Origin of the sequence: Pseudomonas sp. stari2, assembly GCF_040760005.1 — a bacterium.
Taxonomy (GTDB): Bacteria; Pseudomonadota; Gammaproteobacteria; order Pseudomonadales; family Pseudomonadaceae; genus Aquipseudomonas.
The window spans coordinates 1,940,432-1,966,955 of record NZ_CP099760.1 but is presented as its reverse complement, the minus strand read 5'-3'; the positions used below and the strand labels follow the sequence as shown (position 1 = coordinate 1,966,955).

Here is a 26,524-nt window from a genome sequence, read left to right as displayed (position 1 = left end):
TGGGAGGCTTGGGGCATTGTGCTCTCTCGCTTGGCTGACCGTCAGTTAAACGGAACGTTGCGAAGGACGTAGCAATACCCGTGCCTAAAAAAAACTGCTTATAAATGAAACAGTTGAAAAACAGGCGTCAATCATCCGCCTGTTCATCACCTTCACGCCGGCTCATGCCGTACTTGCGCATTTTCTCCACCAGAGTGGTACGTCGAATACGCAGGCGCTCAGCAGCACGGGCCACGATACCGTTGGCATCATCCAGCGCCTGCTGGATCAGACTTTGCTCCAGACCACCGAGGTAGTCCTTCAGATCAAGACCTTCCGGTGGCAGCATGGCGTTGGCGGTGAAGTCCGGCGTGTGGCCGTTGATTGCCACGCGCTCTTCCAGATCGCTGCGCAGGCTGTCGACCATTTGCTCGTCTTCATCGTCGACGTAGCGGAATTTCTTCGGCAACTCGACCACACCGATCACCCCGTACGGGTGCATGATCGCCATGCGCTCCACCAGGTTGGCCAGCTCGCGGACGTTGCCCGGCCAGCCGTGGCGGCACAGCGACATGATGGCAGCGGAGTTGAAACGGATCGAACCGCGCTTCTCGTGCTCCATCCGCGAAATAAGTTCGTTCATCAGCAGCGGAATGTCTTCGACGCGCTCACGCAGCGGCGCCATCTCGATCGGGAACACGTTCAGGCGATAGTAGAGATCTTCGCGAAAGGTGCCGGTCTCGATCATGCTTTCGAGGTTCTTGTGGGTCGCGGCGATGATGCGCACATCGACGCTCTGGGTCTTGTTGCTGCCCACGCGCTCGAAGGTGCGCTCCTGCAGCACGCGCAGCAGCTTGACCTGCATCGGCAGCGGCATGTCGCCGATTTCATCGAGGAACAGCGTACCGCCGTTGGCCAGCTCGAAGCGGCCGGCACGGCTGGTGATGGCGCCGGTGAAAGCGCCCTTCTCGTGGCCGAACAGCTCGCTTTCCAGCAGTTCTGCCGGGATCGCCCCGCAGTTGACCGGGACGAACGGCGCGTCACGACGCTTGGAATGGTAATGCAGGTTGCGCGCGACCACTTCCTTGCCGGTGCCAGACTCGCCGAGGATCAGTACGCTGGCGTCGGTGTCGGCCACCTGCTGCATCATCTGGCGCACATGCTGGATCGCCCGACTGGTGCCGACGAGACTGCGGAACAGGTTGGGTTCGCGATGACGGCCGCGCTCGCGTGCCTGGTCGTACATTTCGCGATAGACCTGGGCACGGTGCAGGGAGTCCAGCAATTTGCTGTAGCTCGGCGGCATTTCGAGAGTCGAAAGCACCCGGCGGCGTTGGTCTTCGGGCAGGTCCACCGAAGAATTATCGCCCATCAGCAAAACCGGAAGGAACTCATCCCAGGTTGAGAGTGTCTTTAACAGGCCCAAAAGCGCACCAGGAGCATTGACCGTCCCGATCAGTACGCAAATGACCTCACGACTAGACGACAAAGAGCCGACTGCCTGCTGCCAGTCATGGCTTCCGCAGGGTAAATTTTCTTCGCCAAGAAAATTTAAAATCACCGCCAGGTCGCGGCGGCGGACGCTATCGTCATCGATCAGCAGAATTTTGGTTTCACGCCACATGCAATAGCAACTTCCCTAGTCAACTCAATGCCCGAAACGAGGGGCAAGCGAGACGCTTGCAGGACACTTCGTGCCTGTAGACGCCTGAAATCTGAAAACAGCCACTAGTTAAGTCAAAAAACCGTGCACAGTCAAATTTATGGCGCACATGTCTGGATTAACTGAGGGTTAATTAACCAAACAGATGGTAAACCTTTGCCGCGTTCTGCGCTTGGGTGATCTGCGACATCTCGTCGACTATCGCCTGACGCTCACCCATGGCGACCTCAAGAAGCTGCTTGTAGACATGCAGCAACTCCTCAAGATTGTCACGCAGCGCCACTTCATCCAGCGAAGCCTCACTCAAGACATCTTCCATGCAGGAACGACAATCGAGATCCAGTTGACCGATGGCCTCCCAGTTGCGCTCGGCCAGTGCACCGACCAACGCCTCTCGGGTTTCTTCGATTCGCTGCAATACAAGACTCATGGTGATCTCCTTAGAACTGAGGAGCGGGCACAGGCGCGATGGCGTCCCAGCCTTCTTTTACCGTGCTCAGCAAGCCGGCTACTTCATCCAGAATACGCGGATCGCTGTTGATGTTGGCCTCGGCCAGGCGCTTCATCATGTAGATATACAGCCCGTCCAGATCAGCCAGCGTATCGGCGGAATTCTCAAGGTCCAGACCTTCACGCAAGCCGCTGACGATACCGATGGCCTTGCTGATTGCCGTGCATTTGGCAGGAATGTCCTTGCGCTCGATCGCACCTTTGGCCTGGGCAATACGTGCCAGGCCACCTTCCATCAGCATTTGTACCAGACGGTGAGGGCTCGCTTCGGACGTCTGAGCGTGGGCGCCAACTTTCTGGTATTGCCGAAGGGCTAACATCGGATTCATGTTCTACCTCATTTGCCACAATGACTCGTATGAACAGTGTATCGCCTGCGAGTCGAAAAACTTTAGACCATAAGACAAAAACCCGGCACACGCTCGAAAGCGTAGCCGGGTTTTTGTCGCGCTTGCATGTTACTTCGCAGATTGCTGAGCGTTCAGCGAGCTGAAGAACGAAGTAATGTTGCTCGCCGTGGCCTTCATCTGCCCTACCAGCAAGTCCATGGCGTTGTACTTGGCAGTCAACGTCTTGGTCAGGTTGGCGACCCGCAGATCCAGCGCCAGTTGCTGACTGGTGATGTTTTTGGTGTTGTTGTTCAGGATGGTCAGGCGCTGATCCAGCAGACCGGTGGTGGTCTTGCCATCGGCCGAAGCCTTGAGGTATGGATCCACCGCCTTGCTCATGCGCGCCAACAGACCATTGGTGTCGTTGGTGCCGGTGAACATCTCCTGGACCTTGCCGCTCATGCCCGGCGTGGACATAGCCTTGTTGAATGCAGTCGTGTCGAACGTCAGGTTACCGGTATTGCGGTCGGTCATGACACCCAACTGCGACAGATAGGCTATAGGGCTGCCAGCGGTAGCACTCGGGGCCGTAATCTGTCCGCGGATATCGGCAACCAGCGAACGCGCCAGGGAGTCACCGGTGAACGCCGCCTGAACGGTCAGCTTGCCATCTTCATCCGGTGTCGCTTTGGACAAGGTGTCGATGGTGCTTTTCAAGGTGTTGTAGGCATCGACGAACGCCTGAACCGATGTCTGCAAACCCTTGGTGTTCCCGTCGACAGTCACCGTGACAGGTGTCGATGGCGGGGTGCCGGCGCTGACCGTTGTCAGGTTCATCGTCAGACCACTGATGGCGCCGGTGACCGTGTTGCTCTTGCTGGTCACCGCCAGGCCGTCAATCGTCAACGACGCATCCTGAGCGAGGCCGTTGACCGCGCCGGAAGCCCCGGCGGCCGGGTTGGCGCCCATTGTCTGGGTGCCGTCGATTTCCAGACCGGCAATGCCGCTGACTTTCATGTCAGAGCCGGCGCCTGTCTTGCTCGAACTGATCACCAGACGCGAAGCACCCGTGCTGTCGGTCACGATGTTGGCGGAAATACCGTTGACGGCCTGCGCCGAGTTGATCGCGTCCCGGGTGCTCTGCAATGTGGCGTTGGCCGGGATCGTGACATTGTAATCAGTGCCATTCTGACTGATTTTCAGGGTACCACTCGGAATGGCACTGGCAGCACCGCCGGCAAAGGATGCACTGGCAACTTTCGAGCCGGTGGCCAGTTGATTCACAACAACACTGTAAGTACCCGAGACTGCCGTGTTATCCGCAGTGACACCCAGCACGGACGGCGTACCCGAAGTCGCCGTGTAACCGGCAAAGGCAGGGTTGGTCTTGCTGCCCAGGTTGGTCATCGCTGTCTGGAATGCGGTCAGCGCGCTCTTCAGCGTACCGATACCGGAAATCTTCAGCGTGTTGGTTTTGGTGGCGTTATCGATCTGCGTCTGCTTCGGCGACTTGTCCGCGTTGACCAGCGCAGTAACGATCGCACCGATGTCCAGGCCGGAACCCAGGCCCGTACCCGGTAAAATTGGACTTGCCATGTGCATCTCCCTTGGGGTTGTTGCCAGTCTTTTGACCCTTGTGGGGTCTAAAGCACTTCAAACACGATTCATGCCAGCTATCAGACTTTGGCGTCGAACAACACGTGGCTCGCGTTGGCGAGGCTGTCTGCCAGCTTCAGCGCTTCTGCGGAGGGGATCTGCCGTACGACTTCGCCCGTCTCGCTTGCAATCACTTTGACGATGACTTTCCCGGAATGCTCATCAATAGAGAACTCCAGATTGCGCTTGATCGACTGCACGAACTTCTCGATCTCCTGCACCGCCAACTTCAATTTGCTTTCATCCGTTTCCTGACTGTCTTTCACGGCAGTAACGGCATCAGCAGCCTGCGGCTTCGTTTCCGACGGCTTGTCAGTGACAGTATTGGCTGGTTTGGGAGCCGGATAAGTCACGTTAAGCTTTACGCTCATGTCCATGCTCATCACCTCTTAACGTGAAAAAGCGAGAGAGCACGCAAGCGCACTCCCCCGCCAAACTCATTCCGAAATTACTGAAGCAGCTTCAGTACAGCGGAAGGCAGTTGGTTGGCTTGAGCCAGAACAGAGGTCGAAGCCTGTTGCAGGGTTTGCTGCTTGGTCAGGTTAGCAGTCTCTGCGGCGAAGTCGGTATCTTGTACGCGACCTTGTGCAGCAGTGGTGTTCTCGGTGATGTTCTGCAAGTTCTGGATGGTGCTGGTCAGACGGTTTTGCGAAGCACCCAGAGCGGCGCGAGTGGCGTTGATGTTCGCAATTGCAGCGTCGATCGCGGTGATCGCGTTGTCGATGTTCGAAGCGGCGGCAGCCGAAGTAGCACCGGTCAGAACAACAGTACCGCTACCTACCGACAGGCTGACGGCGTCGAACTTGCCGCTCAGTACCAGGTCGATGTGGTTGGCGGAGCCAGTGTTGGCGCCAACTTGCAGAGTTACAGTACCAGCCGAACCGTCCAGCAGGTTTTTGCCGTTCAGGTTGGTAGCAGCCGAGATACGGGTGATTTCGTCAGACATCTGAGCGAATTCAGCGTTGGTTGCGGTCTGGTCAGCAGTGCCGTTGGTACCGTTACGAGCTTTAACAGCCAGTTCACGCATACGCTGCAGGATGTCGGTCGAAGCTTGCAGAGCGCCTTCAGCGGTCTGGGCAACGGAGATACCGTCGTTGGCGTTCTGGATAGCCTGGGTGTTACCACGGATCTGCGAGGACATGCGGGTAGCGATCTGCAGGCCAGCGGCGTCGTCTTTAGCGCTGTTGATTTTCAGGCCGGAAGACAGGCGCTGCATCGAAGTCGACAGAGCGTCGGAGGCGCGGTTCAGGTTTTTCTGAACGTTCAACGACGTGGTGTTGGTGTTTACTGTTAAAGCCATGACGAATTCCTCGTTGGTTGGGTACTGCGGCTTCCGGCCCTGGCAACCGCCGGGTATGGCCTAGAGAACCTTCGTAATAGTTATCGTCGGGTTTGCAGGTTGCTTGAGGGCTTTTTTGAAAATTTTTGCCATCACCCTGCCACCCCCGCGAAAACAAAGACTTAGCAGCACTTCACCCCCGAAAAAATGACGCCATAAAACCGTCCGCGGCGCAAACCTGCGGGCCAGTGCTGTCGGCTTTCTTCAAACCGCAGATTTTTCCAGCAACCCGATCAATTCGTACTCCATGAAATCGGCGAGCCCGAGCCAGTCCTGGCGCTCCTGACATTCGAGCATTTGCGTGAGTACTTGCGCCCACGACTGCTGGATATCCGGCGGAGCGGACACCAGCAGAAGCTGTGCATCTTCGAACACATCCACCATGTCCAGCGCCGCTTCAACATCACGCCCCAGGCGAAACAGGCCTGCACAGCGTCGACATTCGTCGACACAGCCTTGCAGCGCACTCATTGCACGAACTCCTGATTGAAACGCGTCCCGGCAATCAACGCACCTGCGCGGCTACTGTTGAAAAACTCCACTTGCGGCTGACTGGCGATGTAACGCTCAAGCACACACAGATAACCGCGAAAATTGAGCTGAGTACTGACCCGCTCACCGAAGCCGTCACGCACCCAGTGCCGCGCCTGATTCACCGATGGCCCCAGATCACCATCACCCCAGCCGGCGTGGGTCTTGTTCATCGGAAACGCAAAATCGGCGCCAAAAAGCGTGATCCGCGCCGCGCCCATCTTCACCGCCAGATCCACCGCCGGATGAATCACACTGCCGCCCACATGCAGCAGCGCCCTCGGGTGTTGCTCACGCAATGCCGCATAGACCGGGCTCAGCGAATAGCCGCCGTAGCGTTTGCCTCTCCAGGCCCGCAGCACCTCGGGGTCGCTCATCGGCAGATACACCAGCGGGATGCCGTCGGACTCTTCAAAGGGCAAATGCCGAAAGCTGATGCGCTGGTCGATGCTCACAACATAGTCGGGCACGATCCCGTGCTCGCGCAGCGGCCGGTAAGCGGTATCGACGCAAATGAATAGCGGGCGCTCGTCTCGCTCGCGAATGGCGGCCAGTCGCTCGAAATGCTGCTCAAGGGTCGGCCCGGTGCCGATCACGTAGATCTCCCGACCGACGCAGGTGCCGAACAATTGCGCCACGTCATCGTCAGCGAGCAACACCGGCAGGCAGTCCTGCAGGCGTTGTTGAATGAAGGGCGACTGCGGATCGAACTCACGGTTGTTGAAGCTCAGGTGCACTTCACTGACCAGTCGATCACGAATCTTCGCGTTGAAGTCGTCGGCCAGCAGCATCTCCGCCGGCAAGGCAAAGAACGGCGTGCAGATGTCCGGCAGGTCACCGGCGTATAGAAGCTCTACCCGGGGATCTTCCAGCCATTGCTGCTGATCAATCAGTTGCAACACCAGTGCGAACAGCGCGCCATTGAGGATATGCACATACAAGCGCTCAAGCCCGGCACGCTCCAGCAGCACGGTCGGCAAATCTCCGAGGCCGGTGCCATAGACGTGCAATCGCGACTTGTCCGCCGGCAGGCTGGCGGCCTGAATCCGGGCCTCATGGACGCGGTCGTGGCGACTGGTGAGCTGAATGCCGTTGATGTTCAGCGTCGAACCCAGCCCCTGCGTCAATCCGGCCTCGATCACCGAACTGTCTTCGTTCAGCAATCGCGCGGACAGCGCCGGCCAGCGTCGCTCAATGACGTTGGCGTTGGCTTGGAAAAACTCGCTCATGGCGCCTCGCGCTCCTTTCAGGCAAAAAAATAGCGTTCAAGGTTACCCCTTGAACGCTATTTTTGTATCCGTCGTTTTCAGCGGATTCAAGGACGATAGATAATCGCCGAACCCCACGAAAGACCGACACCGAAACCGCTGAGCGCCACTCGGTTCCAGCTGGAATCCAGCGCGTGCTTCTCCAGCAGCAGCGGAATGCTCGATGACACGGTGTTGCCGGTCTCGACCATGTCCTTGATGAACTTCTCCGGCTCGCCTTCGAAGCGCCGCGCCACGGCATCGACAATCGCCGCGCTGCCCTGGTGAATGCAGAACGCATCGATGTCATCGGCGTTGAGACCGGAGTCGTCGAGCAACTCATGCAAGTGTGCCGGGACTTTCAGCAATGCAAAGTTGAACACCTGACGACCGTTCATGAAGAACACACCATCGGTGACTTTCAGGTGCGGCGCGCCCGAACCGTCGGTGCCGAACTTGGCCTTGCCCAGTGCCCAAACCGGGTCTTCACCCATCCAGGTCGCGGTGGCGGCGTCGCCGAACAGCATGGTGGTATTGCGGTCTTCCGGGTCAACGATCTTCGAATACGGGTCAGCAGTGATCAGCAGGCCGTTCTTCAGGCCGGCAGCTTCCATGAAGCCCTTGATCGCGTAGATGCCGTAGACGTAACCGGAGCAGCCCAGGGAAATATCGAACGCTGCGACGTTGGTCGGCAGGCCGAGCTTGTCCTGCACGATTGCAGCAGTATGCGGCAGGCCTTCTTCGTCACCGTTCTGGGTCACGACGATCAGCGCATCGATGGATTCACGTTTCAGTTCAGGGTTGCTGGCAAACAGCGCATTGGCCGCTTCAACGCACAGATCGGAAGTTTCCTGTTCTGCGTCTTTACGTGGCAGGAAGGCCGAACCGATCTTGCCGAGGATGAATTCTTCATCCTTCTCGAATTTTGCACCTTGTGCGTAATTGTCCACGCCGGCTACAGGAACGTAGCTCGCAATGCTTTTTATGCCAATCATTACGGCTTCCCAATAATAAACAGCCCAATACCACCGCTCGCAAGGATTCGAGGGGCGCCGACAAACAGAAAACGGCCGCCACAACGGGCAGCCACGGGGAGCGCAAAGGGCTATCACTGGAACCGATAACGGGCCAGGCGCCATCTCCCCGGTCAATACAATACAGTGAAGATGCGCGTTATGACTCGCAGGTCACGCTATTTTGCCGAATCGGTGCAGATCGGGTTATTCGACCAGCGACCAGTCCAGCGGCGTACCGCGTTTGATCGGCGCGCGCGCGCGGCGGCCGAGGACGGCGTCGGTGTGCTTGGGCGGCAGACCGAGACCGGGACGAATGGCGCGCAGATTGGCCACCGTGAAGGGCTCACCGGCCGCCATATCGGCCGTGACGTACAGCGACCGACGGTAAACCAAAGACTTTTTCTCAGCCTCGGTCACGCCGTAATGCACCTGGCCCATGGCCTGCCAGGCGCGTTCGGTTTCGACCACCAGGCTGGCCATTTCCGCGGGCTCCAGCGAGAAACTTGCGTCCACCCCGCCCGCCGCGCGATCAAGGGTGAAGTGCTTTTCAACCACGGTAGCCCCGAGCGCCACAGCGGCCACCGACACACCAACGCCCATCGAATGATCGGATAGCCCCACCTGACAGCCGAACAGCTCACGCAGATGCGGGATGGTGCGCACATTGCTGTTGAGCGGTGTCGCCGGGTAGGTGCTGGTGCACTTGAGCAGCACCAGATCCTTGCACCCGGCTTCACGGGCCGCGCGCACGGTTTCGTCGAGCTCGGCGATGCTGGCCATGCCGGTGGAAATGATCAGCGGTTTGCCGGTGGCCGCCACACGGCGAATCAGCGGCAGATCCGTGTTTTCGAAACTGGCGATCTTGTAAGCCGGCACGTCGAGGCTTTCGAGAAAGTCCACGGCGCTGTCATCGAACGGCGTCGAAAACGCGAGCAGGCCCAGCTCTTTGGCCCGGGCAAAGATCGGCGCGTGCCATTCCCAAGGGGTGTGGGCCTTTTCGTACAGGTCGTAAAGGGACGTGCCGGCCCACAGGCTGTTCGGATCCTTGATGAAGAATTCGCCTTCCGCCAGATCCAGGGTCATGGTTTCAGCGGTGTAGGTTTGCAGCTTCAAGGCATGGGCACCGGCCTTGGCCGCCGCCTCGACAATCTGCAAGGCGACGTCCAGCGACTGGTTATGGTTGCCGCTCATTTCGGCAATGATGAACGGCGGTGCGTCGGCACCGATCAGGCGATCGCCAATCTTGAAACTGTTCATGAACGGTGTTCCTTCAAATCCTTGGTGAACGCGCAGGCACTTTGGGTGAACCCGGCGTCACGAAATACATTCAATGAGGCCTGATTGGCCGGCAAGACCTGTGCGCTGATCGCGTTCATCTGCGGCCAGTGCGTCGTGGCGAACGCCTCGCCCCTCGTCAGCAGCGCCCTGCCCCAGCCGAGACCGAATCGCCCCTCCAGCAGATACAGCGAAACCTCGGCCTCGAAACCGCGCAGATCGTAGCGCAACACACCGACCGGGCCGTCATCGGCCTCGGCGACCAACAACAGTCGTTGAGGATTGCGCAGACTGGCGTTCAACCAGTTCAGATGCTGCGACCACTCGATCGCGCCGCTTTCCAGCGACCAGCGACGCACCGCTTCGGCATTGCGCCCATCAAACAGCAACTGCGCATCGTCCAGTGTTGCCTCACGCATCTTGAGCACTGCCCCCGCCAATGCCGCGGCGACCCGCAATGCCCCACGCCCGTCGACCAGTTGCCGCGAACGCTCGGCCAGGCTCTGGCGCAGATAAAAATTGTCGACGACAAAACCGATGGCATCACGCAGTTGCTCGACGCTCACCCGCTCCCGTGCGCCCATGAACACATGGGCGCCGGCCGCCGCCATCACCTCGCCATTGTTCTGCTGGTTGTTCGACACGGCAATGCAGATCGTCGGCAGACCCATGGCCGCGCGCTCCCAGCTGGTGCCACCACCGGCGCCGATGAACAGGTCGGCTTCGGTCATACGGCGATGGAAATCGCTGACGAAACTGTGCAGACGCCAGTTCGGCCGCGTCTCGGCCAGTGCCTGCATCTCTGCCCATGCCGGGTTGTCGGCACCCGCGACAAAGTCCACTTCAAGCCCGGAAAAATTCGCCAGCGCCAGCATCGCGTGATGGGTCTGCCGGGCAGCGTCGAAGCCGCCGAAATTCACCAGTACCCGCCGCGCCACGGGTTTGATCTCGATGGGCGGGCCGCTGAACTCTTCGCGCAGCATGGCAAAGCGTGGGCCAAGCAACGTCCGGCAGCCTGCCGGCAGCAGCGGCTGATAGTTTTCACTGAGGCCGGAGAGATTCTGATTGAGCAGCAGTTCAACGCTATAGCGACGGGTCGCCAGATCGTCCACGGCGGCGATCCGTGGTGCGAAACGCCGGGCAGCGGTCTGCCAGTGATGGTCGAGGCCGTAATGGTCGGCGATGACCCAGTCGAATTCGGCCTGCCCTTCCAGCTGCGTCGCCAATGCATCGATATCCGCCTGCCACGGCAGCATCGATTCGATGGCCTGCTCCGGGTCTTCACCGGCGTAGCGATCCGGCAACGCAAAAGTCTCGAAACCTTCACTCTGCAACGCATCGAGCCGATGGCCCGGCAAACGACGACAGGCGAACGCGACATGACTGCCTTGCGTGCGCAGTACTCGCGCCAGCGTCAGGCAACGGGCGATGTGGCCGCTGCCGATGGTCGGCGAGGCGTCGGCGCGGATCAGCACTCTCATTGCAGTTCCCCGCCGGCCTTGAGTGCGGCGTAGAGATACTCGGCGCGTTTCCAGTCTTCAGCGGTGTCGATGTCCTGCACCAGATGCCGGGGCAGGATCACCGGCAGGCTGGCCGGCGAATACAGAATCTCGCCACGCAACCAGGCCTCGCTGCGGCCCCAGTAGAACTGGCCGGCATCCTGATAGGCAGCGGGCAGATCCTGCGAACGGGTATTGCGAAACTCGGGGTACATCGCCGTCAGCGCACCCTGCCCGTCGAGGGTCAAGGCACGCTGTACCGGAAAGCCGAAATCGGTGACCGAAAAAGCAAAGGACTTGTCGGGATGCTGCTCCAGCAACTCAAGCCCTTGGCGCAGAAAGCGAGCCTGCAACAACGGCGCCGTGGCGTACACGCAGCAGGCGTAATCAAAGTGCGGCAGTTGCTGTAAGGCATGCACGATCACCGCTGCGGTGCCGGCGAAGTCATCGGCCAGCTCCGCCGGGCGCAAGAACGGCACCTGCGCACCATGAGCCTGTGCCAGCTCGGCAATCTCCTCGTCATCGGTGCTGACCACCACCTGGTCGAACACCCCCGAATCCAGCGCCGTGCGAATCGAACGGGCAATCATCGGCACACCGTCGAACGGTTTGAGATTCTTGCGCGGGATACGTTTGCTGCCCCCGCGGGCCGGGATGATTGCGACGTTGCTCAAGGGCGTTTTTCCAGCAGGAACCAGGTGACGTCATCCAGCGGGAATTGCGGATCACGGTGATAACCAAAGCCGTAATCCAGCAGTTGCAGATCCGGATAGCGATCGAGCATTTCCCCGGCGAAATCACGCTTGAACAGCTTGCCGCTGTTGCCGCGATAGGACACTTCCACCGGCGACGGATTGTAGTACTCGGCGATCAGGATGTAGCGCGAACTCAACTCATACAGTTGCGCATAGGCCGTCGCCAACAGCTCCGGCGCCAGATGGATCAACACGCCTTTGCTCAGGGTCAGGTCGTATTGGCGCTCACGGGGAAAGTCGAACAGCGAACCGTGCCAGATGTTCGCAATCTCCAGCGCCCGGGCCTGGGCACAGGCGCTGGCGTTGATTTCGACTCCGAACAGTTCGCAGCGCGGCAACAACTGACGCAATGCCTGCAAGTTGTTGCCAGCATTGGTGCCCAGTTCCAGCAGGCTGTCGATCCACCCGGCCCGGGTCAGCGCCTTGGCGAACAACGCCAGATTGGCCGCCACAAGTGGCTGGCCGACGTTGCGGTCAACGTACTGGTTGCCGAACTCGCCCTGCCAGAATTGTTCCTGCTCGCTCAGATCACGCATTGCCGTTTTCCATCCACCGCCGCAGCGGCACTCATTCAGTCAATCGACGCAATTGCTCGACCACGTAATCCTGCTGCTTATCGCTCAGCAACGGAAACAACGGCAGGCTGATCGCTTCGGCGTAATAACGCTCGACTTCGGGGAAATCTCCCTCGGCGAAACCCAGTTCACGATAGTACGGCTGCAGATGCACCGGAATGTAGTGCAGGTTCACGCCGATGCCGGCCGCGCGCAAGCCTTCGAACACCTGACGATGGCTGAGGCTGATGCGCTCGGTCTGCAAGCGCACCACATACAAGTGCCATGCTGATTCGGCGTCCTGCTGAGCACTCGGCACGGTGACCGGCAAGTACGCCAGCAAACGGTCGTAACGTGCTGCCAGCTCCCGGCGACGGGCAATGAAGTCGTCCAGTTTGCCCAGCTGTGACAGGCCCAGCGCCGCTTGCAGATCGGTGATCCGATAATTGAAACCCAGCTCGACCTGTTGGTAATACCACGGGCCGTGACTGGGCTCGGTCATCTGCTGCGGATCGCGGGTCATGCCGTGGCTGCGCAGGCGTTGCAGACGCTCGGCCAGTTCCGGGCGATTAGTCAGCACCATGCCGCCTTCGCCGCTGGTGATGATCTTTACCGGGTGGAAACTGAACACCGTCATCGCGGCAAACTCACCACAACCCACCGGACGCCCGGCATAGCTGGCGCCGACGGCGTGGGAGGCGTCTTCGATCACGGTGAAGTTGTAGCGCTCGGCCAGTTCGGCGATTCGCCGCATGTCACAGCTCTGCCCGGAAAACGCCACCGCCACCAGCACTTTGGGCAAGGTGCCGTCACGCTCGGCGGCATTGAGTTTGCTGGCCAGCACCTCGGTATCGAGGTTCCAGGTCAACGGATCGATGTCCACGAAGTCAACGTCGGCGCCGCAGTATCGGCCGCAGTTGGCCGACGCGAGAAAGGTGTTCGGCGTGGTCCACAAGCGGTCGCCCGCTCCCAGCCCCGCCGCCAGACAGGCAATGTGCAGCGCCGCCGTGGCGTTGCACACCGCGACCGCGAAATCCGCCTGGCAACGCTCGGCCATCGCCTGTTCGAAGCGCTCGATGGTCGGGCCTTGAGTGAGCCAGTCGGACTGCAACACCTCGACCACCGCGTCGATGTCCGTCTGGTCGAGGCTTTGCCGACCGTAGGGAATCATACCGACAGCTTCGCGTGCAGGTCGGCGATCTGCCCCACCGACAGGAAGTGCGGATTGGTGTCAGAGCGGTACTCAAAGTCCTCGCCCACCGGCCGCCCGCGCTCGCCAAGTTTATCGACGGCGAAATCCACATCGACGCTGGTGAAGCGGATCGAAGGCTGGATGGTGTAGTGATCTTCGAACTCCAGGGTCATCCGCGCATCGTCCAGCGGCACCATCAGTTCGTGCAGCTTCTCGCCGGGACGGATGCCGACGTTCTTGTGCGGCAGGTGCTCGGCCATGCCACGCGCCAGATCGACAATGCGGATCGACGGGATCTTCGGCACGAAGACTTCACCGCCGTGCATCCGCACAAAGCTGTCGAGCACGAATTGCACGCCGTGATCGAGGGTGATCCAGAAACGGGTCATGCGCTCGTCAGTGATCGGCAGTTCGGTCGCGCCATCGGCAATCAGCTTGCTGAAGAACGGCACCACGGACCCGCGCGAACCCGCCACGTTGCCGTAGCGCACCACGGCAAAACGCGTCTGTTGCTCACCGGCAATGTTGTTGGCCGCGACGAACAACTTGTCCGACAGCAACTTGGTGGCGCCGTACAGGTTGATCGGGCTCGCCGCCTTGTCGGTGGACAGTGCGACGACTTTCTTCACGCCGTTGTCGATGGCGGCGGCAATGATGTTCTCCGCGCCATTGACGTTGGTACGGATGCACTCGGTCGGGTTGTATTCCGCCGCCGGCACCTGCTTCAACGCCGCGGCATGCACCACGTAATCGATGCCGCGCATGGCCTGGCGCAGACGCTCGGCGTCGCGCACATCCCCAAGGAAGTAACGCATGCACGGCGCGTTGAACGTCTGCTGCATTTCGTATTGCTTGAGTTCATCCCGGGAGAACACCACCACGCGCTTGGGCTGGTATTGCTCGAGCAGGCGCGCAATGAACTTGCGCCCGAACGAGCCGGTGCCACCGGAGATGAAAATCGATTTACCGTTGAACATGTCTTGAGTCCCGTTCCCTGTCGACCTAGGCGATCAACTGTGCCCAGTTCAGCGAAGCGCTTTCATCCAGGACAAACCCTTTGCCGACCAGGCTCAGGTTGGCGTTGTACGCCGAATCGCCCGCAAACGCGCCAGACCATTTCTCACGCAGTGCCTGTAGTGCTTGCGGCGTCTGCGCCTGATGACCGGAATGAATCACCTGGACCAGCGGCGTCCAGACGGTGAGGAAACCGGCCTGGCCCGCCTTCAGGCACAGATCGACATCGCTGTAACCGTCGGCGAATGCCTGTTCATCCAGGCCACCCAGCGCATCGAACAGTTCCTTGCGCACCATCAGGCAGACGCCCGATACCGCCGAGTAGTTCTGCTCCACCGCCAGGCGATGCATGTAACCGTTGGCGTCGTGTTTCTCGCCGACAAAGGCAGAACCTACGCCGCCATTCAAGCCGAGAATCAGACCCGCCTGGGAGATCTTGCCGTCACGGTCGACCAGTTTCGCACCGACGATACCGACCTCCGGCCGCAGGGCATGATTGAGCAACTGCTCGATCCAGTTCGGGTTGACCACTTCACCATCGGCCGCCATCAGCACCAGGAACTCGCCCTGTGCCTCCTGGCTGGCAGCATTGCACAGAGCCACGTCGTTCAGGACCTGCTCGGCGCGCAGCACGCGGACCTTGGCGTTGCGCAGGGTTCCCAGCCAGTCATTGACGTCAGCCGAGAGGTTCGGATTGGCCGCGATCAACACTTCATAACGGGTGTAGCGCGTTCTGAGCAAAATACCTTCCAGGCAACGCTGCAGTGCCGGCAGATCATCACTGGCAGGCAGGATGACCGATACCAGCGGCTGCTCGGTGTGACGGTAGTCGACCTGATAGGTGCCAGGTTGCGTCGAGGTGATCTTGGCCTTGTAGCCACGATTGCCCAGATGCCGCAGCAGGGCCTGACGCTCGTCGGCGTTTTCTTCCGGTTCCGCTGCCCGGGAAATCAGCAACGGTTCATCGAGGTGCGCCAGACCATTGAGACCACCCTGCTCGATGATGCGCAGCAACAGATCAAACTCCAGCGCCTTGCTGAAATCAGCCTGATAGCCGCCGGCTTCGATCAACACGTCACGACGGATCAGCCAGTGCCGCGCCATCTGCGCCGGCAGGCTTTGCAGCAAGTCAAGGTTGAAGCCCGGACGGAAGGCATCGATCAATGCGCCTTCGGCGGTGCGCAGGATTTCGTCAGTGGCCACGGCACGGCATTCACCGGCCGACATCAGTTCCAGGCCGGCGCGCAACAGGCCGCCCGCCGTGAACTCGTCGCCCGCTTCTGCCAGCAGCAACCAGTCGCAAGGCGATTGGCGCACGCTCAGATTGAGCTTGTCGACGAAGTTACTCTGAGTGACCCGTACAAAGTGCAGGGTGTTCTGCGCGGTGGTTGCCGCCGGTGGCTCTCCGGTGGTGAACACCACCACTTTGAACGCCTTGCCGTGACCTTCGAGCAAGCTGTCCAGGGTGACCTGCAACTTGTCGATGTCGTTATCCAGATCGAGCAGGAAAATGCCGAACTGAGGGCCGCCGCCATTCGCCGCCAGGTGACGGGCAATCGCTTCGGCCTGCTCGGTGTCGGGCTGACGTGCATCGAGCCATTTAAGCAAGCGCCCGGTGCGCATCTTGCTGAATGCAGCCTGATTGCCTTCCAGGGAAACCGCTTCGAGTCGAACGATCCAGTCGCTCAGTTTTTTGGCGTCCTCATCCTCGCCCAGCAACTGCAATTGAGCGATCAGGCGTTTAATCACGGTGCGGTTGAAAACGTTGCTGTCGTGAGCCTGCCACAGACGATCCACCACGCTTTCCGCGGTGTCGTTGTTGCGGGCCAGCATCAGGTTTTCCTGGCGGGCCCAGATACCTTCCAGCCCTTGCAACTGAATGCGGCCGGCCGGCATGGCGTGCAGCAGAAACTCGAACTGAGTCAGTTGATCGAAAAACGCCTGATTGTAGAACGGCATTTCAACGTACTGGCGCGGCCCGAAACGGCGCTGCGGGCCGGTTTCGATATCCGTCCAGGCCGACTCGATAATCAGCTCTGCGGTCAATGCCCGACCGGTACGCAGGCTGTCGGCCAGGGCCTCGAAACTCTCCAGGACAAACTGTTTGCCCTGCTGCGGGTCCTGATGCTCGACCTGGGTCGGCAGGCCGGCCAGGAAAGCGGCGAAGGCTTCGCGCTCGGACACCGACCTGGCGTCGGTGTAAGCCAGCGAGTGGAAGATCTCGGTGTTGTGATCGGAGTGCTGGTAGTTGATTTCCCGAACGACATAAGGGATCGGCAAAATGCGTGCCTTGCCCCTCGCCAGCATGTAATAGGTGTGACCGACTTCCTGCCACTGGAAGATCGTGTCTTCCGGCATCGCGTCATACCAGTCGCGCAGCACCTGCGTGCGCTGCACCGCATAAAACGGCGGGAGGTACTGCGACATGTAATCCAGCAGACGATCCTGGGCACGATCGGACGCGTAGTCTTCGCAGACTTTCTTGTCACGCCGGTAGTAGCTGACGCCGTTGGCCAGCGTCAGGTACATCATGCTGTAGCCGTGGCAAAGGCTGTAGTCGGGATTGGCCTGCATGAAGGCAACAGCTTCATGCAAGGCATCGTGGACCAGGAAATCATCGTCGGCGGCGAACACCATGTAGGGCGTCTGCAACTGCTGAACACCGTAGGCCAGCTTGGCACGAATGCCCCAATAGCCGAACTGCGGAAGGTGCTGATAATCCACGTTGGTGAATTGCCCGGCCACGCCCGGCAGCGCCTCGGCGGACGAGTCGAGCACCAGGATCCGGCACGGCAGTGTGCTGTAGAAACGCACGGCCCTGCGCAGAAACGCCGGGCGTTCGTGAGAGATCAGCACAACGGTCAACTGGTCGTTGAGTGCCACACCGTGTTCAGAAGTGTTCTTGCCTTGCATATTTTCCCCACAAGCGGCGAGTCGCCGAAAACTCTGCGTTGTTTGTCGATTAACGTACGCGGCGCAGATAACCATCCGGCGCGACTGTGATCAGCAACTTGCTGTGAATGGCCTGGTCGATCTCGAAATCGCGGTTCTCTTCCAGGTACGCCCACACGGCGGTTTTCGGGTTGTCACCCTTGCCCCATGGACGATCCGGAAAGGCGTCTTCCGGCATGTCTTCGACCACGGTGTCCATGACCACGCAGTAGCTGCCCACCGACACCAGCGGTGCATAGAGGCGCAGTTCCTCGAGGACGTGCTCGTGGGTATGGTTGGAGTCCAGCACCACCAGCACCTCCTTGCCCTGCACGCGCTCGCGGACCTGGTCGACGATGGCCTGATCGATACTCGAACCCTGGATCATGCTGATGCGTTTGAACATCGGATGCGCTTCGATGGCTTCACGGTTGTGCTGACGAATGTCGATGTCGACACCCAGCACTTCACCATGACCGATCAGCTCCAGGATCGAGGCGTAGAACACCAGCGAACCGCCGTGGGCGATACCGGTTTCAACGATCACGTCCGGACGCAGGTTCCAGATGATTTCCTGCATGGCGACCATGTCCTGCGGGAACTGGATGATCGGCCGGCCCATCCAGCTGAAGTTGTAGGTGTATTTGTGTTTGGCAGTGGTGCCGACCCAGTCCAGGGACTCGGTTTGCAATGCTTTGTCTTTCTGCAGGCCTTCGATGTTGGCCTTCACTTCTTCGCGAAACTGCTCATGTGGATTCATTGCGACTCTCCAAAAATTCGGGAAAACGGCTTACTTGAACACCTTGGCGTCCGGGTAAGGCACCGTGTTGTTCTTGATGATCCTGGCGGGATTACCCACCACGACCGAAAAATCCGGGACATCTTTCGTCACCACGGCGCCCGCGCCGATGGTCACCCAGCGACCGATGCGCAGGCGCGGCAGAATCGTGGCGTTGGTACCGATAAAGGTGCCGTCACCGATCTCCACGCAGCCGGCGATACACACGCCGGGTGCCATGAACACCGAGTGGCCGATCTTTCCTTCATGCCCCACCACACTGCCGGCGCTGATGCTGGTGTTGTCGCCGAGTTCGACTTCGGCCTGCATCAACACGCCTTCCTGCAGGTAACTGCCCTGCCCCATGCGAATCATGCTCAGGTCGATACCGGGATGAATGAACTGACCCAATTGCGCGCCGGCCTCTACCAACTGGCAGGTGGTTTCGTAGCGTAAACGGGTACTGCCGGTGATCAGATTGACGAAGCGCACATCCGGCCCATTTAGCTCGGCCACCCGATCCGAACCGCCGACCACCGGCACGCCGTAAAACAGCGTGCCTTGCTTGCGCGGATCGTTGTCGAGAAACGCAAACTCGATGTTCGGCGTGCTGCGCTTGACGGCTTGCAGCATGCGCACCGCTTCCGGGTTGGCGGCGCCCAGCAGATACATCTTCACGGTGCGTTCCTGCTGGCCAGCAAGTCGAGCACCACTTGCACCACGCGCTGCTGATCGGCGTCAGTCATTTCGTGATAACTCGGCAGATTGAAAGCGCGCTCCGGCAGGGCGAAGGACACCGGGGTGTCAACGTTGTGCTCGCTGAACATCGGCAGCGTCGACAGCGGCCAGAAAAATACTCGGGCATCGATGTCGGCGACCTGGAACGCCGCGATCAGTTGCTCGCGATGGATACCGGTATCGGCATCGAACACCACGGTCGGCATCCAGTAACCGTTGCGCCCGTGAGCCGGTTCGGGATTGAGCGACACGCCCGGCACGCCTTCCAGCGCCTGCGCATAGTTGGCAAAGATCGCCCGTTTGCGCGCGATCAACTCTTCGATGCGCTCGACCTGCGCGCAGCCGACCGCCGCCTGCAGGTTGCTCATCTTGTATTTGAAACCGACGAATTCCGGCCAGAACTGCTTTGTGCAACCCGCTACACGGCCATGGTTGGACAGGGTCAGCACGCGCTCATACAAGGCCTTGTCCGAGGTGACGAACATACCGCCCTCGCCGGTGGTCATGGTCTTGGTGCCATGGAACGAAAACGCACCGAAGGCCCCCAGCGAACCAGCAGCCTTGCCACGCCACTGCGAACCGATGGCTTCGGCGGCGTCCTCGATCACCGGAATGCCGAACTCCTTGCCGATGGCCAGCAAGGCATCCATGTCACACAGGTTGCCGTACAGGTGCACCGCCAGAATGGCTTTGGTTTGCGGAGAAATGGCGTTGCGGACCTGCTGCGGATCGAGGCACCAGCTGTCGGCCAGGACATCGACAAACACCGGTGTGGCACCCAGGTAGGTGATCGGTGCCGCCGAGGCAATCCAGTTGGTGTTGGCCAGGATCACTTCGTCGCCGGCACCGATGCCCAATGCCGCCATGCCCATGTGCAGGGCTCCGGTGCAACTGGAAGTAGCGATCGCGTAGGTCGTCCCCAGATGCTCGGCGAAACCGTGCTCGAAACGGGTCAGGTATTCGTAGCAACGCGCGCCCCAGCCGTTCTGCACGGCGTCCAGGGCATATTGCGCTTCGAGTTCGCCGACACTCGGTTTGGTGTAGTGAATTCTGCTCATTGAATGATCAACTCCGGAACGGCGACGACAAAGCGTGCGCCCCATGCTTTGGCCGACGACAACTGCTGCGTCACTTCGCTCAGCAGATTCCACGGCAGAACCAGGATGTAGTCAGGCCGCTCTTGCGCAATACGCTCGGGCGCCACGATCGGAATGCGGCTGCCCGGCAGGCACTTGCCCTGTTTGTGCGGGTTGGCGTCGGCGACCCAGGCCAACAGATCCGGTTTGACCCCGGCGTAGTTGAGCAACGTGTTGCCCTTGGCGGCGGCGCCGTAGCCGACCACTCGCTTGCCATCGGCCTTGGCCTGCAACAGGAAGCGCAGCAGGTCATGCTTGATGCGTTCGGCGGCCGGCGCCAGCGTGGCGTAGTACTCGGTGGTTTTCACACCTGCGTCGAGTTCGGCCTGCAACTGCTGTTGCACCGCTGGCTGCACGGCGCGGCGTTCGCCGTCCTTGCGCTGCACGAACACCCGCAGCGATCCGCCGTGGGTGCTCAGTTGGCTGACGTCGAACACTTCCAGGCCGTTGCGCTCGCACAACGTCTGCACGGCGGTCAGGGACAGGTAGGAATAGTGTTCGTGGTACAGCGTGTCGAACTGTGCGCCCGCCATCAGCGTCAGCAGTTGCGGGAATTCGAAGGTGGCGACGCCGGTCGGCTTGAGCAGCGCGGCGAAACCGCCGAGGAAGTCATTGATGTCCGGCACATGAGCGAGCACGTTGTTGGCGGCCATCAGGTCGGCGGCCCAGCCTTCGCTTTTCAGCTGTGCGGCGGAGTCGCGACCGAAGAACAGTTCACGAATCTCCAGGCCTTTTTCCCGGGCAGCCTGCGCGGTGCTGCGGGTCGGCTCGACGCCCAGACACGGGATGCCGCGACCGGCGACGTATTGCAGCAGGTAGCCGTCATTGGCGGCAACTTCCACCACCCGGCTGTCGGCGGTCAGGCCGAAGCGCTCGACCATCTCCGCCACATAACGCTCGGCGTGGGCGAGCCAGGTGCTGGAGAACGAACTGAAGTAGGCGTACTCGGCGTCGAACAGGCTGTCGGCGCTGGTGTAATCCTCGGTCTGCACCAGCCAGCATTGCTGGCACACGGCGACCTTCAGCGGCACCCATTGCTCGGCCTGTTCCAGGCGATCGGCATGCACGTAGGCGTTGGACGGTGGCGAGGTGCCGAGGTCGATCAGCGGCAGGCTCAGCGGTGCGGCGCACCCACGGCAATTCATAGACGCACTCCAGCAAAGTGTTGATCGAGCGCGGGATGGCTGGAATCACGCGCTGACAAATTATTGACAGGCAACGGCCAGGCAATCGCCAGCCGTGGATCATTCACCGACAGCCCGCCCTCGTGCTCCGGCGCATAATCGGCGCTGTGCAGGTAAAGCAGCTCGGCATCGTCGGTAAGGGTCTGGAAACCGTGGGCGAAACCGGCGGGAATCAACAGGCTGCGACCGTCGCCGGCCTTCAGGTGCTCGGCGTGCCAGTGCAGGAAAGTTTCCGAATCCGGGCGCAGGTCCACCGCCACGTCCCACACTTCACCGCGCAGGCAGGTGATCAGCTTGGCTTCCGGCGCATTGGCATTCTGGTAATGCAGACCGCGCACGCTGCCCTTTTCACGGGTGCAGGAATGGTTGATCTGGCGGATATGGAATTCGCTGCCGAACGCTTTCAGGCTGCCCTCGCAGAACAGCCGGGCGAAGTGTCCGCGCTGATCTTCGAAGCGTTTGTGCTGGACGCTGAACAGCCCGGCCAGCGGTAACTGTTTCAAGGAAAACTCGCTCACAGCGCGCCCCGGTACAGGTTCAGTTGGCCGAGGGTCACAGTGCGCATGTCGTCGCCGTTCTGCCACGCCAGGTGCCAGTCGAGGGTCTGGGTCAGGCATTGTTGCAACGACCAGCGCGGTTGCCAGCCGAGCACCTGACGGGCGCGACTGCTGTCCAGACGCAGCAGGCCGGCTTCGTGCAGTTCGCTCGGTTCGATGCGCAGACCACGAGCCTGAGGCCAGCGGTTGGCGAGCAGTTCGACCACTTCGCCGACGCTGCACATGTCCGCTTCGCCCGGGCCGAAGTTCCACGCCCCGGCGTACTCCGGACCTTCTTCGTAGAGCCCGGCAGCCAGTTGCAGGTAGCCGGCCAGCGGCTCCAGCGCGTGCTGCCATGGGCGCACGGCTTGCGGGTAACGCAGGGTCACCGGCTCGTCGGCCGACCAGGCTTTCAGTACATCGGGAATCAGCCGTTCAGGCGCGAAGTCACCGCCGCCCAGCACGTTGCCGGCACGCGCGGTGGCCAGCGCCAAACCATGTTCGGCGTACTTGTCGGCCGGGAAAAACGACGCCGCGTAAGACTGCGCCAGCAATTCGCAGCAAGCCTTGCTGCTGCTATAAGGATCGTGTCCACCGAGGGCTTCGTCTTCGCGGTACGGCCACAGCCATTCCTTGTTGGCGTAAACCTTGTCGGTGGTCACCAGCACACAGGCCCGCACGCAACCGACCTGACGAATCGCTTCGAGCAGGTTCAGGGTGCCCATGACGTTGCTGGAGTAGGTGCCGAGCGGATCGCGATAACCTTCGCGCACCAGCGGCTGGGCCGCCAGGTGCAGGACGATCTCCGGCTCGGTGTCGGCGATGATCTCGAGCAAGGCGCCGAGGTCACGCAGATCACCGCGCTGATCGTCGATGCCTTCGTGCACCCGCGCCAGTTCGAACAGGCTCGGCTCGGTCGACGGGTCGAGGGAGAAACCGCTGACTTGCGCGCCGAGGCTTTGCAGCCACAGGGTCAGCCAACTGCCCTTGAAACCGGTGTGCCCGGTGACCAGAACCCGCTTGCCGCGCCAGAATTCAGGACTCAGGCCCATTGCTTCCATGGGGCCTCCCCGCTCTGCCACAGCGCTTCGAGATGGTTCTTGTCGCGCAGGGTGTCCATTGGCTGCCAGAAACCTTCGTGCTGGTAGGCCAACAGTTCACCGCGCTCGGCCAGACCGTCCAGCGGGCCGGATTCCCACGAGGTCGAATCACCTTCGATCAGCGGCAGGACTTTCGGTGACAGCACGAAGAAACCGCCGTTGATCCAGCCACCGTCACCCCGCGGTTTTTCGGTGAACCCGAGTACCCGGTCACCGTCGCGATCCAGAGCACCATAGCGGCCCGGTGGCTGCACGGCAGTCACTGTAGCCAGTTTGCCGTGGGTCAGATGGAAGTCGACCAGTGCGCTGATGTTCAGATCCGAAACGCCGTCGCCGTAGGTGAAGCAGAAGGCTTTTTCGTCTTCCAGATAGCGCGACACCCGGCGCAGACGGCCACCGGTCATGGTTTCCTCACCCGTGTCCACCAGCGTCACGCGCCATGGCTCACTGTAGTTCTGGTGAACATCCATGCGGTTTTCACGCATGTCGAAGGTCACGTCGGAGGTATGCAGGAAGTAGTTGGCGAAGAAGTCTTTGATCGCGTAGCCCTTGTAGCCGAGGCAAATCACGAAGTCGTGAATTCCGTGGGCGGAATACTGTTTCATGATGTGCCAGAGAATTGGCTTGCCACCGATCTCGATCATCGGTTTCGGCTTGAGGTGCGACTCTTCACTGATGCGCGTGCCCAGGCCACCCGCCAAAATAACTGCCTTCATGGTCTCCCCTCTCGTTCGTCACAGGGCTGCGCGTGGCTTTCCAAGCTTTGCGGCCGTCTGGCTAAACCTTTCTGCCGGTCCGGGCGTCGGGGCAATGGCCGCGAGCGCTCGTTTTATGGCGATTTGAGGGGGACTTGCAGGAAACGCGCCAGCTCCACCGGCACTGCGTCGATGGGGACACGGGCATGAAAAAAGGGATGAGTCGTTGCCGGACTCATCCCTTTCATCGAGCGGCCTCAATCAATCGATCGGATCAACCGAACAGGGCAAACCCGTCGGTAGCGGCTGGCAGGGTGAAGGCCTGGCCGTCCGCGGTCTGAATGTGCTCGATGTTGTTGAAGCCCGCATACCAGCCCGCCAGTTTCACGCCACCGGTCGGCGCACCGACACTGCCGTCATTGGCGCTGTGCAAATAGGCGTCGTCGCCGATACGGGTCACGTTCAACTGGCTGGCGTTGGCAATGGTGTTCAGGATCAGGGTGTCGTTCAGGCTGGTGCCGCTGTCCTGAATCACCACCAGACCGGAGGTGTTCACCACGTAAGTGTCATCACCTTCACCGCCATTGGCGAAACCACCGGAGACTTGCTGGCCGGCAAGGTTGAGAATCAACCGGTCGTCACCCTCACCTCCGAACAACGAGTAGCTGCTGCCCTTGCCGGTCAATACGTCGTTGCCGATACCGCCGATGGCGTTGCCGTTGACCACCGTCACGGTGTCGTTGCCGTCTTCACCGAATGCGTTGGTGCCCAGATCGTTTTCGGCACTGATGATCACATCATCGCCCGCCCCGCCATACAACTGATCGGCCTGCGCATTATCAGCCACACCTTCGAGGCTGAACGGTCCGATGTCGGATACCAGGCCGCCGTAGATGACGTCGTTGCCGTCACCGCCATTGATCAGATCGCTGCCGCGCCCGCCTTCCAGGTAGTTGTCCGCTTCGTTGCCGGTCAAGGTGTCGTCGAAATGACTGCCCATCACGCCTTCGACATTGACCAGCGTATCGCCCTGTGCATCGCCACCCAGGTTGATACCGGTCTGCAGATTGATCTCTACCGCCGTGGCACTGGTGAGGTACCAGACGTTATCGATGCCGTCGCGACCATCGACCGTATCACCGCCACCACCACCGATGAACGTTTCGTTGCCGGCCGAACCGATGAAGAAATCAACGTACTGACTGCCTTCGATCAACTCGATGCTGGTGTATTCAGGCATAGGATCCCAAGGCTTGTAGACTGCACCGCTCAGGTCGATCGTCATCGGCATGAAGGCGTATTTGAAACTGAGCAGATCCTGCCCCTGTCCGCCATCCAGGCCGAAATACCAGGCCATGCCGGTCGCGTAAAAAGTGTCGTTGAAGTCACTGCCACGGATGATCTCGATGTTCTGGAACGTATCGCCATCAGCGATCCCCGAAAACTCCCGGGTTGCCCAGTTCAGCGTCATGGCGACCGTGCTGTCGCCGTAGCTGAGCACATCGATACCGTCGCCACCGTCGAAGGAGTCGCCTTTGGCACCGCCGAACAGCACGTCGTTGCCACTGCCGCCGACGATCGTGTTCCAGGTGTCGTTGCCGTAGCCGGTAAAATCGCCGGTCCCGGTGTACGTCAGGTTTTCAACGAACGGATCCAGGTGCATCTCGGACAGCGTGGTGTACACCTGATCGGTGCCGCCCATGAAGCCCTCGACTTCTTCGATGGTCACACCAGTGCTGTTGATGATGTACACATCATTCCAATCGCCACCGGCCAGGGTCACACCACCGATGTTGGCGGTAAACTGATCGGCATTGTTGGTGCCAACGATCTTTTCGACATTGCGAAAGGTGTCGCCCACTGCATTGATACCACTGCCGATCTCGATGGTGACCGGCCCCGCGTTCCATTTATAGCTCACCGTGTCGTAGCCATCGGAGCCGTCAATGATCATCGACCCTTCGGAGCGATAGATCAGATCGTCGAACTTCGAACCTTCAATGGCTTCGATACCGGTGAAGGTGTCTCCGTAGGCAATGGTCAACCCGTCATAGTTGCTCCAGTCCGCGATTCTCACCCCTTCGAGACTGTCGCTGTAGCTGACGGTATCGAAACCTTCGCCACCCACGAAGTGATCCGCCCCGCCGCCGCCCCACATCCAGTCGTTGCCGGCACCGCCAACGATCTCGTTGTCGGTGTCACTGCCACAGGCCTTGAAATCACCTGTCCCGGTGAAGGTCAGTTTTTCGATGAAGGGATCCATCTTGATGGTGTTGAGACTGGTGCGCAGCTCGTCGTAACCACCGTAGCTTTCTTCGATGATGGTCACGCCTTCGCTGCCGACGATATACACATCGTCACCCCAGCTACCGTCCAGCGTCACACCGGCAATGTTGCCGGTGAAGGTGTCGTTGAAAGACGTACCGATGACTTTCTCGACGTTGAGCAAGGTATCGTGCTTGCCATCGGCGCCCGTGACAGTCGACGCGTCATTGCCGATCTCGACATTGACGGCCGAAGACAGCACGCGATAGTCCGCCGCATCAAACCCCTCCCCACCATCCAGTACGTCCGATCCGGCACTGCCAATCAGTTGGTCATCCGACTCCAGTCCATAGAGTTCATCATTGCCATCGGTGCCCACCAGGTAATCCACGTCACTCGTTCCATTCACTACTGACATTTGTTTCTTCCTTGCGTTGTTGTTGAACCGGATACCGTCAAAGAGCGCTGAGCGTCAGCTTGCTGAAAATAAACTCCGAACCCATGACTCCGGTCATTTCAAACGACTTCGCAGGGAAGGAATCGACTCGAAAAAAAATAAAAAAACAGGCGATCCGGGATCGCCTGTTTTCAATCATCGATGC

At 60.1% G+C, this 26,524-nt stretch carries 24 protein-coding genes; all 24 read right to left on the bottom strand.

Annotated elements, in window-relative coordinates; genetic code table 11:
* Positions 1-127: 127 nt before the first annotated feature.
* Positions 128-1,603: a sigma-54 dependent transcriptional regulator gene (locus NH234_RS09020; protein ID WP_085733750.1), complete on the bottom strand. Its 1,476-nt coding sequence runs from the start codon at positions 1,601-1,603 to the stop codon at positions 128-130.
* A 172-nt stretch (positions 1,604-1,775) separates the two neighbouring features.
* Positions 1,776-2,072 carry a flagellar protein FliT gene (locus NH234_RS09015; RefSeq protein WP_085733751.1) on the bottom strand — a complete coding sequence of 99 codons (297 nt, stop codon included), beginning with the start codon at positions 2,070-2,072 and terminating at the stop codon, positions 1,776-1,778.
* Between the two features lie 10 nt (positions 2,073-2,082).
* Positions 2,083-2,481 (bottom strand): flagellar export chaperone FliS, encoded by a 399-nt coding sequence (gene fliS, locus NH234_RS09010; protein ID WP_085733752.1) that lies wholly within the window; start codon positions 2,479-2,481, stop codon positions 2,083-2,085.
* Between the two features lie 129 nt (positions 2,482-2,610).
* Entirely contained in the window at positions 2,611-4,077 is a 1,467-nt protein-coding gene (gene fliD / locus NH234_RS09005) for a flagellar filament capping protein FliD (protein ID WP_367256337.1), read from the bottom strand.
* A gap of 80 nt (positions 4,078-4,157) precedes the next feature.
* Complete coding sequence (locus tag NH234_RS09000) at positions 4,158-4,514, bottom strand: flagellar protein FlaG (RefSeq protein WP_085733754.1); 357 nt, start codon at positions 4,512-4,514, stop codon at positions 4,158-4,160.
* Positions 4,515-4,585: 71 nt separating this feature from the next.
* Positions 4,586-5,437 (bottom strand): flagellin domain-containing protein, encoded by an 852-nt coding sequence (locus NH234_RS08995; protein ID WP_064594348.1) that lies wholly within the window; start codon positions 5,435-5,437, stop codon positions 4,586-4,588.
* A 243-nt stretch (positions 5,438-5,680) separates the two neighbouring features.
* A complete protein-coding gene (locus NH234_RS08990) occupies positions 5,681-5,947 on the bottom strand; it encodes a hypothetical protein (RefSeq protein WP_367256336.1) in 267 nt (88 codons plus the stop codon).
* The gene (locus NH234_RS08985) at positions 5,944-7,236 is read right to left on the bottom strand and encodes a motility associated factor glycosyltransferase family protein (RefSeq protein ID WP_367256335.1); all 1,293 of its coding nucleotides are present in this window, start codon (positions 7,234-7,236) and stop codon (positions 5,944-5,946) included. Before NH234_RS08985 ends, NH234_RS08990 begins: the two co-directional genes overlap by 4 nt.
* 86 nt (positions 7,237-7,322) lie before the next feature.
* On the bottom strand, positions 7,323-8,249 hold the full coding sequence (locus NH234_RS08980) for a ketoacyl-ACP synthase III (protein WP_085710450.1): 927 nt from the start codon (positions 8,247-8,249) through the stop codon (positions 7,323-7,325).
* A gap of 225 nt (positions 8,250-8,474) precedes the next feature.
* Positions 8,475-9,527 carry a pseudaminic acid synthase gene (gene pseI, locus NH234_RS08975; RefSeq protein ID WP_367256334.1) on the bottom strand — a complete coding sequence of 351 codons (1,053 nt, stop codon included), beginning with the start codon at positions 9,525-9,527 and terminating at the stop codon, positions 8,475-8,477.
* A complete protein-coding gene (pseG, locus tag NH234_RS08970; RefSeq protein WP_367256333.1) occupies positions 9,524-11,026 on the bottom strand; it encodes a UDP-2,4-diacetamido-2,4,6-trideoxy-beta-L-altropyranose hydrolase in 1,503 nt (500 codons plus the stop codon). Before pseG ends, pseI begins: the two co-directional genes overlap by 4 nt.
* Positions 11,023-11,718: a pseudaminic acid cytidylyltransferase gene (pseF, locus tag NH234_RS08965; protein ID WP_367256332.1), complete on the bottom strand. Its 696-nt coding sequence runs from the start codon at positions 11,716-11,718 to the stop codon at positions 11,023-11,025. Before pseF ends, pseG begins: the two co-directional genes overlap by 4 nt.
* Complete coding sequence (locus tag NH234_RS08960) at positions 11,715-12,335, bottom strand: pseudaminic acid biosynthesis-associated methylase (protein WP_367256331.1); 621 nt, start codon at positions 12,333-12,335, stop codon at positions 11,715-11,717. Before NH234_RS08960 ends, pseF begins: the two co-directional genes overlap by 4 nt.
* Positions 12,336-12,366: 31 nt before the next feature.
* Entirely contained in the window at positions 12,367-13,524 is a 1,158-nt protein-coding gene (gene pseC / locus NH234_RS08955) for a UDP-4-amino-4,6-dideoxy-N-acetyl-beta-L-altrosamine transaminase (RefSeq protein ID WP_367256330.1), read from the bottom strand.
* Positions 13,521-14,522 (bottom strand): UDP-N-acetylglucosamine 4,6-dehydratase (inverting), encoded by a 1,002-nt coding sequence (pseB, locus tag NH234_RS08950; protein WP_367256329.1) that lies wholly within the window; start codon positions 14,520-14,522, stop codon positions 13,521-13,523. Before pseB ends, pseC begins: the two co-directional genes overlap by 4 nt.
* A gap of 25 nt (positions 14,523-14,547) precedes the next feature.
* Entirely contained in the window at positions 14,548-17,472 is a 2,925-nt protein-coding gene (locus NH234_RS08945; RefSeq protein WP_367256328.1) for a TIGR00180 family glycosyltransferase, read from the bottom strand.
* A gap of 49 nt (positions 17,473-17,521) precedes the next feature.
* The gene (locus tag NH234_RS08940) at positions 17,522-18,250 is read right to left on the bottom strand and encodes a cephalosporin hydroxylase family protein (RefSeq protein WP_367256327.1); all 729 of its coding nucleotides are present in this window, start codon (positions 18,248-18,250) and stop codon (positions 17,522-17,524) included.
* A 30-nt stretch (positions 18,251-18,280) separates the two neighbouring features.
* A complete protein-coding gene (locus NH234_RS08935; protein ID WP_085733766.1) occupies positions 18,281-18,946 on the bottom strand; it encodes an acetyltransferase in 666 nt (221 codons plus the stop codon).
* A complete protein-coding gene (locus NH234_RS08930; RefSeq protein ID WP_085733767.1) occupies positions 18,943-20,064 on the bottom strand; it encodes a DegT/DnrJ/EryC1/StrS aminotransferase family protein in 1,122 nt (373 codons plus the stop codon). Before NH234_RS08930 ends, NH234_RS08935 begins: the two co-directional genes overlap by 4 nt.
* Complete coding sequence (locus NH234_RS08925; RefSeq protein ID WP_085733768.1) at positions 20,061-21,287, bottom strand: class I SAM-dependent methyltransferase; 1,227 nt, start codon at positions 21,285-21,287, stop codon at positions 20,061-20,063. The genes NH234_RS08930 and NH234_RS08925 overlap by 4 nt, the downstream gene beginning before the upstream one ends.
* Positions 21,284-21,844 carry a dTDP-4-dehydrorhamnose 3,5-epimerase gene (rfbC, locus tag NH234_RS08920; RefSeq protein ID WP_085710436.1) on the bottom strand — a complete coding sequence of 187 codons (561 nt, stop codon included), beginning with the start codon at positions 21,842-21,844 and terminating at the stop codon, positions 21,284-21,286. Before rfbC ends, NH234_RS08925 begins: the two co-directional genes overlap by 4 nt.
* On the bottom strand, positions 21,841-22,923 hold the full coding sequence (gene rfbG / locus NH234_RS08915) for a CDP-glucose 4,6-dehydratase (RefSeq protein ID WP_085710435.1): 1,083 nt from the start codon (positions 22,921-22,923) through the stop codon (positions 21,841-21,843). Before rfbG ends, rfbC begins: the two co-directional genes overlap by 4 nt.
* Positions 22,905-23,678 carry a glucose-1-phosphate cytidylyltransferase gene (gene rfbF / locus NH234_RS08910; protein WP_085733770.1) on the bottom strand — a complete coding sequence of 258 codons (774 nt, stop codon included), beginning with the start codon at positions 23,676-23,678 and terminating at the stop codon, positions 22,905-22,907. The genes rfbG and rfbF overlap by 19 nt, the downstream gene beginning before the upstream one ends.
* Positions 23,679-23,931: 253 nt before the next feature.
* On the bottom strand, positions 23,932-26,340 hold the full coding sequence (locus NH234_RS08905; protein WP_367256326.1) for a calcium-binding protein: 2,409 nt from the start codon (positions 26,338-26,340) through the stop codon (positions 23,932-23,934).
* Positions 26,341-26,524: the final 184 nt, after the last annotated feature.

Bases quoted from the DNA above. Each gene is read 5' to 3' on its own strand.
- NH234_RS09020 (WP_085733750.1), bottom strand. From the start codon at position 1,603: ATGTGGCGTGAAACCAAAATTCTGCTGATCGATGACGATAGCGTCCGC.
- NH234_RS09015 (WP_085733751.1), bottom strand. From the start codon at position 2,072: ATGAGTCTTGTATTGCAGCGAATCGAAGAAACCCGAGAGGCGTTGGTC.
- fliS (WP_085733752.1), bottom strand. From the start codon at position 2,481: ATGAATCCGATGTTAGCCCTTCGGCAATACCAGAAAGTTGGCGCCCAC.
- fliD (WP_367256337.1), bottom strand. From the start codon at position 4,077: ATGGCAAGTCCAATTTTACCGGGTACGGGCCTGGGTTCCGGCCTGGAC.
- NH234_RS09000 (WP_085733754.1), bottom strand. From the start codon at position 4,514: ATGGACATGAGCGTAAAGCTTAACGTGACTTATCCGGCTCCCAAACCA.
- NH234_RS08995 (WP_064594348.1), bottom strand. From the start codon at position 5,437: ATGGCTTTAACAGTAAACACCAACACCACGTCGTTGAACGTTCAGAAA.
- NH234_RS08990 (WP_367256336.1), bottom strand. From the start codon at position 5,947: ATGAGTGCGCTGCAAGGCTGTGTCGACGAATGTCGACGCTGTGCAGGC.
- NH234_RS08985 (WP_367256335.1), bottom strand. From the start codon at position 7,236: ATGAGCGAGTTTTTCCAAGCCAACGCCAACGTCATTGAGCGACGCTGG.
- NH234_RS08980 (WP_085710450.1), bottom strand. From the start codon at position 8,249: ATGATTGGCATAAAAAGCATTGCGAGCTACGTTCCTGTAGCCGGCGTG.
- pseI (WP_367256334.1), bottom strand. From the start codon at position 9,527: ATGAACAGTTTCAAGATTGGCGATCGCCTGATCGGTGCCGACGCACCG.
- pseG (WP_367256333.1), bottom strand. From the start codon at position 11,026: ATGAGAGTGCTGATCCGCGCCGACGCCTCGCCGACCATCGGCAGCGGC.
- NH234_RS08960 (WP_367256331.1), bottom strand. From the start codon at position 12,335: ATGCGTGATCTGAGCGAGCAGGAACAATTCTGGCAGGGCGAGTTCGGC.
- pseC (WP_367256330.1), bottom strand. From the start codon at position 13,524: ATGATTCCCTACGGTCGGCAAAGCCTCGACCAGACGGACATCGACGCG.
- pseB (WP_367256329.1), bottom strand. From the start codon at position 14,522: ATGTTCAACGGTAAATCGATTTTCATCTCCGGTGGCACCGGCTCGTTC.
- NH234_RS08945 (WP_367256328.1), bottom strand. From the start codon at position 17,472: ATGCAAGGCAAGAACACTTCTGAACACGGTGTGGCACTCAACGACCAG.
- NH234_RS08940 (WP_367256327.1), bottom strand. From the start codon at position 18,250: ATGAATCCACATGAGCAGTTTCGCGAAGAAGTGAAGGCCAACATCGAA.
- NH234_RS08930 (WP_085733767.1), bottom strand. From the start codon at position 20,064: ATGAGCAGAATTCACTACACCAAACCGAGTGTCGGCGAACTCGAAGCG.
- NH234_RS08925 (WP_085733768.1), bottom strand. From the start codon at position 21,287: ATGAATTGCCGTGGGTGCGCCGCACCGCTGAGCCTGCCGCTGATCGAC.
- rfbG (WP_085710435.1), bottom strand. From the start codon at position 22,923: ATGGAAGCAATGGGCCTGAGTCCTGAATTCTGGCGCGGCAAGCGGGTT.
- rfbF (WP_085733770.1), bottom strand. From the start codon at position 23,678: ATGAAGGCAGTTATTTTGGCGGGTGGCCTGGGCACGCGCATCAGTGAA.
- NH234_RS08905 (WP_367256326.1), bottom strand. From the start codon at position 26,340: ATGTCAGTAGTGAATGGAACGAGTGACGTGGATTACCTGGTGGGCACC.